This is a genomic window from Pantoea jilinensis (assembly GCF_019104105.1).
Taxonomy (GTDB): domain Bacteria; phylum Pseudomonadota; class Gammaproteobacteria; order Enterobacterales; family Enterobacteriaceae; genus Pantoea; species Pantoea eucalypti.
Map to the genome: position 1 here is coordinate 1,037,275 of NZ_CP077746.1, position 12,151 is coordinate 1,049,425.

The 12,151-nt window shown below is 54.8% G+C and carries 11 protein-coding genes; 8 read left to right on the forward strand and 3 right to left on the reverse strand.

The annotated features are described in order from the left end of the window. Positions 1–3 precede the first annotated feature (3 nt). From qseG to glnB, 3 genes are all read left to right on the forward strand, one after another. Positions 4–672 carry a two-component system QseEF-associated lipoprotein QseG gene (gene qseG / locus KTJ90_RS04935; protein ID WP_003848631.1) on the forward strand — a complete coding sequence of 223 codons (669 nt, stop codon included), beginning with the start codon at positions 4–6 and terminating at the stop codon, positions 670–672. Continuing rightward, on the forward strand, positions 672–2,006 hold the full coding sequence (gene glrR / locus KTJ90_RS04940) for a two-component system response regulator GlrR (protein ID WP_003848633.1): 1,335 nt from the start codon (positions 672–674) through the stop codon (positions 2,004–2,006). Before qseG ends, glrR begins: the two co-directional genes overlap by 1 nt. 184 nt (positions 2,007–2,190) lie before the next feature. Further along, positions 2,191–2,529: a nitrogen regulatory protein P-II gene (gene glnB, locus KTJ90_RS04945; RefSeq protein ID WP_003848647.1), complete on the forward strand. Its 339-nt coding sequence runs from the start codon at positions 2,191–2,193 to the stop codon at positions 2,527–2,529. Between the two features lie 405 nt (positions 2,530–2,934). Here glnB and hmpA read toward each other — a convergent pair whose 3' ends face one another. Further along, the gene (gene hmpA, locus KTJ90_RS04950) at positions 2,935–4,119 is read right to left on the reverse strand and encodes an NO-inducible flavohemoprotein (protein WP_499025977.1); all 1,185 of its coding nucleotides are present in this window, start codon (positions 4,117–4,119) and stop codon (positions 2,935–2,937) included. Between the two features lie 326 nt (positions 4,120–4,445). On the opposite strand from hmpA, the gene glyA reads away from it, so the two are divergent. After that, positions 4,446–5,699, forward strand: a complete 1,254-nt coding sequence (gene glyA, locus KTJ90_RS04955) for a serine hydroxymethyltransferase (RefSeq protein ID WP_003848651.1) — start codon at positions 4,446–4,448, stop codon at positions 5,697–5,699. Positions 5,700–5,827: 128 nt separating this feature from the next. Next, complete coding sequence (locus KTJ90_RS04960) at positions 5,828–6,976, forward strand: 3-phenylpropionate MFS transporter (protein ID WP_003848653.1); 1,149 nt, start codon at positions 5,828–5,830, stop codon at positions 6,974–6,976. Here the strand turns inward: KTJ90_RS04960 and csiE are convergent. Then, the gene (gene csiE, locus KTJ90_RS04965) at positions 6,958–8,226 is read right to left on the reverse strand and encodes a stationary phase inducible protein CsiE (protein WP_499025978.1); all 1,269 of its coding nucleotides are present in this window, start codon (positions 8,224–8,226) and stop codon (positions 6,958–6,960) included. The two genes, KTJ90_RS04960 and csiE, sit on opposite strands and share 19 nt — an antisense overlap. 155 nt (positions 8,227–8,381) lie before the next feature. Between csiE and KTJ90_RS04970 the strand changes: the two genes are divergently transcribed. From KTJ90_RS04970 to KTJ90_RS04980, 3 genes are all read left to right on the forward strand, one after another. Continuing rightward, the gene (locus KTJ90_RS04970) at positions 8,382–9,008 is read left to right on the forward strand and encodes a DUF1007 family protein (RefSeq protein ID WP_008926712.1); all 627 of its coding nucleotides are present in this window, start codon (positions 8,382–8,384) and stop codon (positions 9,006–9,008) included. Further along, on the forward strand, positions 8,999–9,973 hold the full coding sequence (locus tag KTJ90_RS04975) for a nickel/cobalt transporter (protein WP_499025979.1): 975 nt from the start codon (positions 8,999–9,001) through the stop codon (positions 9,971–9,973). The genes KTJ90_RS04970 and KTJ90_RS04975 overlap by 10 nt, the downstream gene beginning before the upstream one ends. Before the next feature lie 204 nt (positions 9,974–10,177). Further along, positions 10,178–11,191, forward strand: coding sequence for a TIGR04086 family membrane protein (locus KTJ90_RS04980; protein ID WP_008926710.1), 1,014 nt, complete (start codon positions 10,178–10,180; stop codon positions 11,189–11,191). A 63-nt stretch (positions 11,192–11,254) separates the two neighbouring features. Here the strand turns inward: KTJ90_RS04980 and suhB are convergent, their stop codons facing one another. Continuing rightward, on the reverse strand, positions 11,255–12,058 hold the full coding sequence (gene suhB, locus KTJ90_RS04985; RefSeq protein ID WP_008926709.1) for an inositol-1-monophosphatase: 804 nt from the start codon (positions 12,056–12,058) through the stop codon (positions 11,255–11,257). Positions 12,059–12,151 lie beyond the last annotated feature (93 nt).

Genomic DNA, 12,151 nt, shown 5'->3' on the forward strand with positions numbered 1-12,151 from the left:
CTGATGAAATATTTACCCGCGTTGCTGTTAAGCACGCTGACGACGCTGCTCCTCAGCGGATGTACGACCTCCCCGGCCACCTCATCCCTGTCGTCAGGCCATCAGGTAGCGGAACCCGAGGTCAGCATTGCTGATTATCTGGCGACCCGCTGCAATGATCTCTGGCCGATAGAGAAGAGGGCCGCACTGGATAATCCCCTTTACTGGATGCGGGCGATCGATTGTGCTGAGCGCCTTTCTCCTGCAGAAGCCAGAGCCGAAGCCCATCGCTGGCCGGCAGAGAACTGGTCGCGCGCCTTTAAACAGGGCGTGCTGATGTCTAATGGCAACGTCACGCCTGTTGAGCGTCGTCGCTATGTGGAAACCCTGGATCGTTACAGCGCTGATTTCCCACAGTCTGTGCGCCCGCTGATTCAGTTGTGGCGCAGCAACCAGACCGCGCAGCTTGACCTCAGTGAGGCGCGCACCCGTTATGTCCATCTGCAACAGAGCAGCGATAGTCAGCTTGAGGCGATACGCCAGCAGATGGTTAAGCAACAGCAGCAGCTCAGTGACACGCAGCATAAGCTGGAGCGGCTGACTGACATTGAGCGGCAGCTCTCATCGCGTAAAGCCCCGGATGTTTCTGACAGCAGTCATGGTACAGCGCTGCCGCAGGATGAGGAGCAATGATGGTCAGACAAGCGGCAAAATTGCTGCTGGTGGATGACGATCCCAGTCTGCTGAAGCTGCTGGGCATGCGTCTTCGCAGTGAAGGGTATCAGGTCACCACTGCAGGCAGCGGACCCGAAGCGTTGCGTCTGTTGCAGAAAGAGAAGATTGAGCTGGTGATAAGCGATCTGCGGATGGATGAGATGGATGGGCTGGCGCTCTTTGGCGAGATCCAGAAGCGCCACACCGGTCTGCCAGTGATTATCCTGACGGCGCATGGTTCCATCCCGGACGCCGTTTCCGCCACGCAGCAGGGCGTATTCAGCTTCCTGACAAAACCGGTTGATCGGGACGCGCTCTACAAAGCGATTGATGAGGCGCTGGCACAACAGGCACCGGTCAGTGATGACCGCTGGCGCGAGGCGATCGTCACCCGCAGTCCGCTGATGCTAAAGCTGCTGGAGCAGGCGCATATGGTGGCGCAGTCGGATGTCAGCGTACTGATTAATGGTCAGAGTGGCACCGGCAAAGAGATGCTGGCGCAGGCGATTCACGCCGCCAGCCCGCGTAACGGCAAGCCTTTTGTCGCCATTAACTGTGGCGCTTTGCCGGAGCAGTTGCTGGAGTCAGAGCTGTTCGGTCACGCCAAAGGTGCTTTTACCGGTGCGGTCAGTGCGCGTGAGGGGTTATTTAAAGCGGCAGGCGGCGGCACCCTGTTCCTGGATGAGATTGGCGATATGCCGCAGCCATTGCAGGTTAAGTTGTTGCGGGTGTTGCAGGAGCGTAAGGTCAGACCGCTGGGCAGCGACCACGATAGTGAGATCGACGTGCGAATCATTTCAGCCACGCATCGCGATCTGCCGAAGGCGATGGAGAAGAAAGAGTTTCGTGAGGATCTCTTCTATCGTCTGAATGTGGTGAATCTGAAAATACCCGCGCTGCATCAGCGCACAGAAGATATCCCGCTGCTGGCCAATCATCTGCTGCGCCAGGCAGCGGAACGGCATAAGCCACAGATTCGCAGTTTTTCCGTTGATGCGATGAAGCGTCTGATGGCCGCAAGCTGGCCAGGCAACGTGCGCCAGCTGGTAAACGTCATTGAGCAGTGCGTGGCGCTGAGTTCATCACCGGTGATCAGTGATGCGCTGGTGGAGCAGGCGTTGAGCGGCGAGAACAGCGCCTTGCCGACCTTTGCGGAGGCGCGTAATCAGTTTGAGCTGAACTATCTGCGTAAGCTGTTGCAGATGACCAAAGGCAATGTGACCAACGCCGCACGTCTGGCTGGACGCAACCGCACGGAGTTCTATAAGCTGCTGTCTCGCCATGAACTGGATGCCAGTGATTTCAAAGAGTAGCGGAGGCTGCGACGTAATACCGGCAGGTTGCCTGCTCAGGCCCGAATCAGAATGGGTGCGGTCAGCATAATCTGACAGCGCTTGCGGCAACCTGAAGAATCCCGGATATTACCGCCCGACAGCGCCAGCAACATTTATACTTGATAAACCCTCTGACCATGGAGGGAGTGAAAAAGGGTCTGACATGAAAAAGATTGATGCGATTATCAAACCATTCAAGCTCGATGATGTTCGTGAAGCCTTAGCGGAAGTCGGCATCACCGGGATGACCGTGAGTGAAGTAAAGGGCTTTGGTCGCCAGAAAGGGCATACCGAGCTGTATCGCGGCGCAGAGTATATGGTCGATTTCTTACCTAAAGTGAAAATCGAGATGGTGGTGGGCGACGATATCGTTGATACCTGCGTCGAGACCATTATGCGCACCGCGCAGACCGGCAAAATCGGTGACGGTAAGATCTTTGTCTTCGACGTGGCGCGCGTTGTGCGTATCCGTACGGGTGAAGAGGATGAAGAGGCGATCTGATCGTCTTTTTATCAGCGATTAATCAGTATAAAAAGGCCCGCGTTGCGGGCTTTTTTATACCTGGAAATCGGATGAGGTCTACTGTGAGATCAAGCCAGCTCAGAGAACCCGGTCAGATCGGAAAGACGCAAAACCCGCCATCCATGGCACGCTCGGCCCGCGCGATTACGCACCTCATCCCTGAGGTGCGCCCGTAAACGGGCCAACGCGTTGCATTGTTCAAAAACGCTCCCGGCGTTTTTAGTACGCACCTCGTCCCTGAGGTGCGCCCGTTGCCGGGCCAACGCTTTGCGTTGTTCAAAAACGCTCCCGGCGTTTTTGTCCATGTCGCGGGACGCTTTCCTCTTCTGCCCGAGTTCCCTTCGCTTTGAAGCTGTCTGTTGCTGCCTGAACTTAGTAGCAGATTTACATCCCTTTGTGCGGGCCAAAAAGTTCGTAATGAATGCGTGCATCTGCCACGCGGGCATCGCGCAGTTGCGCCACCACATGCTGCATAAAGGGTAGCGGTCCACAGAGATAGAAGTGGGTATCGGATGACGCTAATCGTGCAGCCATTTTGCTGATATCCATCAGCCCCTGCGTGTCATAGCGACCTGCATCTTCAGCAGCGGGATCGCGATACCAGACCTCACTGATGAAATCGGCGAGCTGCGCGCCAGTGGCACCGACTTCCTCGCTAAACGCATGCTGTTTGCCGTTCTCTGCAGCGTGCAGCCAGCTGACCGGCGCGCGATGTTCACTGGCTGCCAGTGAATGCAGCATCGCCAGCATCGGCGTCTGGCCCACGCCCGCAGAGATGAGCGCGACTGGCGTGCCAGAATCGACCTCCAGGAAGAAGTCGCCGTGCGGTGCGGCGAGCATCAGCTCATCGCCCACTTTGCCATGCTGATGCAGCCAGCCGGAGACCGTGCCCTGCGCTTCGCGTTTCACCGCAATACGATACGCTTTACCGTTGCTGAGATGCATCAGTGAATACTGACGAATCTGGTGATGCTCGAAGCTGGCAGGCTGCAGGTGTACTGTCAGATACTGACCCGGCTTAAAAGCGGCTACCGGGCCGCCATCCACCGGCGTGAAGGTAAAGCTTTTAATGACCTCGCTCTGCTGCTCAACTGCGCTGATGCGAAACGCTCGGGTGCCGCGCCAGCCGCCGGTTTGCTGCGCTGTGGCCTGATAGATCTCTTCTTCCCGATTGATGAACACATCCGCCAGGATGCCATAGGCCTGGCCCCACGCAGCCAGCGCCTCGTCACCGGGATTCAGCAATTCTTTGATGGTCGCCAGCAGATTTTCACCGACGATGGCGTATTGGGCAGGCTGAATATTCAGGCTGGTGTGTTTCTGCGCGATTTTTTCTACCGCAGGCAGCAGCACGGCCAGATTCTCCAGATTCGCGCCATAGGCGCAGATAGCGTTGAACAACGCTTCGCGCTGATCGCCATTGCGCTGGTTATTCATATTGAAGACGTTTTTGAGTTCAGGGTGGTGCGACAGCATACGGTCATAGAAGTGTGCGGTAAGCTTTGGACCGCAGGCGGCTATGGCAGGCAGCGTCGATTTAACGGTGGCGATGGTGTGTGCATCAAGCATATCAATAGCCTCTTATTAAACATGTATTTTAAATGCATGTTATAGCCGCCTTGCCTGTGGTGTAAATAACCCGGGAAACTTTCTGGCTCCCCATGTGGCAACTTTTTGGTGCATCAACAGACGCCGCCGTCACATCGTTGAGAAAAAATGTGACGGGTGAACAGGCTAAAAAGGTGTAAAAAAGCGCTGCCAGTCGCCAGCCAATCGTTTGCGTAAAAAGAGGCGGTTCACCCTACCTTCACCTGTTAAAACGGTTTACACTGTTGGCCTTCGCCCCTGAAGGGGGGTAAATACCGTCAGAAAGTTAGCTGAGTCAGGAGATCCGGATGTTAAAGCGTGATATGAACATTGCCGATTACGATGCCGAGTTGTGGCAGGCAATGGAGCAGGAGACAGTGCGTCAGGAAGAGCACATTGAACTGATTGCTTCTGAAAACTACACCAGCCCGCGTGTTATGCAGGCACAGGGTTCTCAGCTCACCAATAAATACGCTGAAGGCTATCCGGGCAAACGTTACTACGGCGGCTGTGAGTACGTTGATATCGTTGAGCAGCTGGCGATCGACCGCGCAAAAGCGCTGTTTGGTGCTGATTACGCTAACGTGCAGCCACACTCAGGTTCACAGGCTAACTTCGCTGTTTATACGGCGCTGCTTCAGCCGGGCGATACTATCCTCGGGATGAACCTGGCGCACGGTGGACACCTGACTCACGGCTCACCGGTTAACCTGTCTGGCAAACTCTATAACGTGGTTGCTTACGGTATCGATGAGACCGGAAAAATCAATTACGACGAGCTGGCTGAACTGGCGAAAACCCACAAGCCAAAAATGATCGTTGGCGGCTTCTCAGCTTACTCTGGCGTCTGCGACTGGGCGAAAATGCGTGAAATCGCGGATAGCGTGGGTGCCTGGCTGTTTGTCGATATGGCCCACGTTGCCGGCCTGATTGCCGCAGACGTTTATCCAAGCCCGATTCCCCATGCGCACGTCGTGACCTCCACCACCCACAAAACGCTGGCGGGTCCGCGCGGTGGTATCATTCTGGCTAAAAACGGCGACGAAGATTTCTACAAGAAACTGAACTCTGCTGTCTTCCCGGGCGGCCAGGGCGGTCCTCTGATGCACGTTATCGCGGGTAAAGCAGTTGCCTTCAAAGAGGCGATGGAGCCGGAGTTTAAAACCTACCAGCAGCAGGTGGCAAAAAATGCCAAAGCGATGGTTGAAGTGCTGATTGAGCGTGGCTATGACATCGTTTCCGGTGGCACCTATAACCATCTGTTCCTGATCGATCTGGTGAGCAAAAACCTGACCGGTAAAGAAGCGGATGCCGCGCTGGGCCGTGCCAACATCACGGTTAACAAGAACAGCGTACCGAACGACCCGAAAAGCCCGTTTGTGACGTCGGGTATCCGTATCGGTACACCTGCCGTTACGCGTCGTGGCTTCAACGAAGCAGACGTGCGTGAGCTGGCTGGCTGGATCGCTGATGTACTGGATAACGTCAATGACGAAGCCACCATTGAGCGGACCAAAAAGAAAGTGCTGGATATCTGCAGCCGTCTGCCGGTCTATGCTTAATCGCTAACCTGTTGTAAGACAGCACAAAAAGGATGGCAATTGCCATCCTTTTTTATTGCCTGCTCCGCAGTGCTCTGCCAGAGTAACGCCTGTTTATGCTGCCTGGCAGCAAACTTACTGGAGGGAATATGGCAATCGGCTCCGCCAGATGGCTCGGATTGGGCTACTTCACTTACTTCTTCTGTTACGGCATCTATCTGCCATTCTGGGGCGTGTGGCTGAAAGGCACCGGCCTGGATGCTGAAAAGATTGGCCTGCTGCTCGGATGTGGCATGGTCGCGCGCTTTGTCGGCAGTCTGCTTATCGCTTCTCAGGTCAAAAATCCATCACGGTTGATTACGGCGCTGCGCCTGCTGGCGCTGATGACCTGTCTGTTCGCCGCCGGTTTCTGGGTGGGCGAGCAGTGGATGTGGCTGCTTACCGTGATGATTGGCTTTAACCTCTTTTTCTCACCGCTGGTTCCGCTCAGCGATGCGCTGGCCGCCACCTGGACACAGCAGATTGGGCTGGCATACGGGCCGGTCAGGCTGTGGGGCTCGCTGGCCTTTGTCATCAGCTCGGCGTTAACCGGCGTGCTGGTCAGCGCCTGGTCCTCAAACGCAATTCTGATGCTGTTATCCATTGGCGTCATTTCTATGCTGGCGGGCATGATGCTGACACCCGTCACACAACCGCAGGGCCATGAGCGACAGGGCCCTGCGGGCGGTGGATGGCAGGAGTGGCGGGCGTTGCTGCGTGAGAACGCGGTATGGCGATTCATGCTCTGCGTGACACTGCTGCAGGGTGCACACGCTGCCTATTATGGCTTCAGTGCTATCTGGTGGCAGGAGAGCGGCTATTCCGCCTCGACGGTGGGCTATCTCTGGTCGCTGGGCGTGGTGGCAGAGATTGTCGTCTTTGCCATGAGCAACCGGCTGTTCCGCCGCTGGAGCGCGCGCGATCTGCTGCTGCTTTCGGGCATCTGCGCGCTAATTCGCTGGGGTCTGATGGGGGCGACAACGGCGCTGCCGCTGCTGATTGTGGCGCAAATTCTCCACTGTGGCAGCTTCACCGTCTGCCATCTTGCAGCGATGCGATTTATCGCCGCGCGTCAGGGGGCGGAAGTCATCCGACTGCAGTCGCTCTATTCCGCGCTGGCGATGGGCGGTGGCATTGCGATAATGACGATGATCTGCGGCGTGCTGTTCGCCCATCTGCAGGGGCATCTGTTCTGGGTGATGGCACTGGTGGCACTGCCCGCGCTGTTTCTGCGGCCCGGCTACGACTCCAGTAAATAACGAATACGCTGCTGATGGTGTAACGTCAGCGGCAGTTCCGCATGCACCAGCGGCGGAGAGTAGAGTGGCAACGAGGTCGGGTAGGGCGAAATGATGATGTCGACATCACGTGGCGCGCCCTCCCGCTGAAACAGTTTCACGTCCTGATAGGTAATATTAATTGGCAGCAGCGTGATCTCACGAATCTGCTGTTCTACATCCTGTTCCAGATCGGCGTCGTCGCCGGTCAGGATCAGCACCTGCTTCTCCTGCAGCGCACTCTCCTGCATCAGCCAGGCGCCGAAAATAATGGTAATCAAACTCACCTCTTCCGGTGTAAAAGCTATGCGGTAGTGCTGCTCAAAAGCATGCAGCGCCTGCTGAGTGGTGCGAAGCAGACGCGGATAGAGGCGGCTGACATCCAGTGCCACGCTATTGTCGATACCGATATTGAAATGGGTGCGATCCAGCGCCTGCGCCAGATGCGGATAGAGCTGGTGCAGCAGTTCATTGCGGTCAGCAAAGGTAATCCCGGCACAGGCTTCAAAATCATCAATCAGCTGCTGAGTCGCTTTCATTAACTGCTGTTCAGCAGGATGCGCAATCGCGTCCACGACCGGCGTATGTATCTGGCTGAACAGCAGCGTCCAGAAATCCGCTTCACTGACGGGCGGAGCAATATGGCAGCGTTTGCGCCAGTGGTAGATCACATCCTCAGCGGCCTGCCGCTCAGGCTTCTGCTGCAGCCAGAGACATTGCGCCTCACTGAACAGCACCGGCTGACGCTGGCACAAGCCATACTTCATGAATATCTGCAGAAACAGCCGGTCACGTTCGCTGAAGTCACGCTTCAGGCGCAGGCTACAGTGCTGAATCAGTGCCTGTAAATTGGTCTCATCCCACAGCGCTTTCTCAATCTTCATGACTTTCAGGCGCTGACGCAGAGGCGCGGCAAAATGTTCGCAGACGAAGTCCTGCGATAAACGCAGACTGCGTCGCAGGTTATGCAGCAGACAGAGGCGCCGATCCAGCTCAGTTCCATGAAGACGAAAGCTGCCATCTACCATCTGATGCAATTCCAGCTGGTGATATCGCTGTATCTCATGGCCCACATCCGCGATATCCTGTCGGGCAACGTCAGGATCGACGCCATTCAGCTGGCAGACTTTTTCAAGCGTAAGCAAAGGTGTCGGCAGAAACAGCAGCAATAAAAGATGGCACTGACGCTGTGAACGGGAGAAGAGTGGTGCCAAAGGGGTAGCAGAACTCATCAATCAGATTTCCAGCAGGCTATTTTGAGCTAAGAATAGTCAACCCGTTCAGCGCCTGCGCGGTTTACGCGGTTTATTTGCCAGAGGTTTAAGGCGGGTCACAAAATTTTGTTACTTATAGATTCTTTTCGTCGGGAACGTTACTTTATAACATTATGAAACGCGCACTCTTTGCTCTGTTAATGGTATTAAGTCCGGCTGTGCTGGCACACCCTCACAGCTTCATTGATATGAAAACGGAACTGGTGGTGAAGGATGACACCTTTACCGGGTTGAAGATGACCTGGACCATGGATGAGATTACCTCCGCTGATCTGCTGTATGACGCGGGCGACGCGAAACCTGGCACTGTAGTGTGGAAAAAGCTGGCAGCGGGTGTGATGGCAAACGTGCTGGGCCAGCACTACTTCTCAGAAATCTGGCACAACCAACAGCGGGTAAAGTTTTTGAATCTGCCAACGGAATATAACCTTTCGCGAAACGGCCACAAAGCGGTGCTGGAATTTATTCTGCCGCTGGCGGAACCCCCGAAGCTGACCGGACAGCGCTTTGAGATCCTGACTTTTGATCCCACCTATTTCGTCGATATGTTTTACGACAATCCCGGTGCTTTAACGCTGCCGCCTGCACTGCAGACGCGTTGCCGGTTTACCCTCAATACGCCCAAACCCAACGACTCGCTGAAACAGTATGCGTTGTCGCTGGACAAAGCGGATGCCCCGGCTGAAGAGATGGATTTAGGCCGCCAGTTCGCACAAACGGTGGTACTGACATGTCAATAATCTCCACGCCTTCCAGGGCCACCCGACTCTGGCCACTCTGGCTGATAGCAGGACTCTTCTCTGGCGGCGCACTGCTGGTCTGGCTTTACTGGTCGCAGATTCTGCTTCAGAGTGTATTGTGGCAGAAAGATTTGCACCGGCAGATGACTCAGCTGTTACAGCAGGTCGCGGAGCAGCCACACCAGGCAGGCATATCGCTGGTGATATTCAGCCTGATCTATGGCGTGCTGCACGCGCTGGGACCGGGCCACGGAAAAGTGGTGATCGCGACCTTTCTGGCGACCCATCCGAGCCGCGTCAGAACCAGTATCAGGCTGACGCTGCTTGCCTCACTGCTGCAGGGATCGGTCGCGATTGTGCTGGTCACGGTGATGCTGGTGCTGCTGAAAACCTCATCGCGCCAGCTGCATCTCAGCAGTTTCTGGCTTGAAAAGGGCAGTTATCTGCTGGTGATCGGGCTGGGTGTGATGATCGGGTATCGGGCGCTGCGTGCGCTGTGGCTGGCGTTGCGCCCACGACCCGCTCCGGTATTTCGTGCTTTCCAGCCGCAGCATCAGCATGACGAGCATTGCGGATGCGGCCACGCACATCTGCCGACGCCGCAGCAGATGAATGGCAACGTCAGCTGGAAAACTCAGATGCTGGTTGTGGTGTCGATGGGCTTACGTCCCTGTTCTGGCGCGATTATGATGCTGCTGTTCGCCAAAGTGATTGGTGTTTATGGCTGGGGCATTCTCTCTGCTGCGGCAATGGCACTGGGCACGGCTCTGACTATTTCCGCTATTGGTTTGCTGGTGCAACAGGCGCGCTCGGTAGCACAGCGGCTGGCACAGCCTGGTGCTGGCATCATGCGACTTCTGATTCCCATCCTGGCTTTGACCGGTAGCCTGATATTAATCGTAGTGGGTATTGCATTATGGCAGTCTGCCCGGTTAACGTTGGGCGGCGGAATTCGACCTTTCTGACTAAAAGCGCAGCGGGAATAAAATTTCCGCTGTTATCTTTACCTCGCTAATTATCTGAGGCTTCATCACTTTAATTTTTTATCTGAGTAGTTCAGTGGTGAAATCACTATTCCCTGTCTACGCTGTTAATACCAAAACGGCATTCCGCCGTCGGCATGATAAAAGATCAAGACAGCTTTCTGTTTATTGCGAGGAGTATATTTCATGGCTGATACCCGTATTAATAATGGCTACACCGAAACGCTGGCGACCGGACCTGCAGGATTACCTTTAAAGCGTATTTCCTGGAGCGCCGTTTTTGCCGGTGTTATTTGTGCCTTAATCGTTCATATCATTCTGACATTGCTGGGAACAGCCATTGGTGCCACCACCATTGATCCGATGAAAGAACAGAATCCTCTCGACGGCCTGGGTACTGGCGCACTGGTCTGGACAGCCATTGAAATGCTGGTTGCGATGGCGGCAGGGAGTTATGTTGCCGGGCGACTGGCTCAGCGCGAAGGGGCCCTGCACGGTTTATTGATGTTTGGCCTTAGCACAATTTTCACTATTTACCTGGCTATTGCACTGGCGACCAGTGTATTAGGCGGCGCGATGAATATTGTGGGTTCAGGTTTCCAGGCACTCGGTAGTGGTATTTCCGCTGCAGCGCCTTCGGTTACTCAAATGGCAAAACAAAAGCTGCAGGAGAATAATATTAATTTAGATAACCTGCAGAACGAACTGGAAACGACATTACGCCAGACAGGCAAACCGGAATTACAACCCGAGAATTTGAAGCAGGACGCAAATAAAGAAGCGCAGAATGCAGAAAACCAGGCTAGCAACACCGCGAATCATCCGCAGACAGCTGATACTGATCTGACTAACTGGGTAAAAGGTGTGATGGATCGTCATTCAGATACTCTGCAGGCAGCCGACCGTGATGCGCTGAAAAATATTATTAAAGCGCGTACCGGTAAAAGCGATCAGGAAGTGGATCAGATTGTCGCTAAAACTGAGCAGAACTATCAGCAGGCCGTTCAGAAATACCAGGAACTGAAACAGCAGGCTGAACAGAAAGCGCGTGAAGCCGGTGAGAAAGCCGCGGCTGCAACCGCTAAAGCAAGCTGGTATGCACTGATTCTGCTGATCATCGAAGCCGTACTGGCCGGTGTGATGGGTATGGTCGGTCGTCGTACACAGCCCCGTCAGGTGCTGGCACACGAACGTCGTTAATCATCACTGAATAACAGGCAACAAAAAAGGCGGCTGAGAAGCCGCCTTTTTCTGTACTGAACCTTAGCGTTTTAACGCTTCGCTCAGCTCATCACGCATATTCGACAGCATCGATTTCACGACACGTGGGTTACCCGCGACCAGGTTACCTGACAGCAGATAGCCGTGGTTACCGGTGAAGTCAGTGACCAGACCGCCCGCTTCACGCACCAGCAGTTCGCCCGCGGCAAAATCCCATGGCTTCAGGCCAATCTCAAAATAGCCATCGACGCGACCGGCAGCGACATAAGCCAGATCCAGCGCAGCAGAACCGGTGCGACGGAAATCAGCACACTGGGTAAAGAGTTTGGTCATGATGTTCATGTAAGCAGGCGCGTGCTGCTTCATTTTGAACGGGAAGCCGGTTGCCAGAACGGTGCCATCCAGATCGCGTGCCGTGCTGCCACGCAGACGGTAGCCATTCAGCTGCGCGCCCTGACCACGTGAAGAGGTGAACAGTTCATTGCGCATAGGATCGTAAACAACGGCGACTTCAGTGCGGCCTTTGATGCGCACAGCGATCGAAACAGCAAAGTGAGGTAAACGTTTGATGAAGTTAGAGGTGCCATCCAGCGGATCGATAACCCATTGAACATCCTGATCTTCGCCCGCCAGCTCACCGCTTTCTTCAGTGATGATGGTGTGTTTCGGGTAAGATTTACGAATAATTTCGATAATCAGGCGTTCTGCTTCGCGGTCAACATTCGTTACGAAGTCGTTGCTGCCTTTCTGGCTGGCTTCGACGGCGTCCGGGGTTTCATAATATTTGGCAATTAAATTTCCGGCCTTGCGCGCTGCGCGCACGGCAATGTTGAGCATTGGATGCATCGGTATCTCTCGCTGGATGTTAAAGAACGGGGAAAACGGCGCGGAGTATAGCAGTGTGTTCGGTAAATGTCCTGCTTTATGTTAATATTCGCC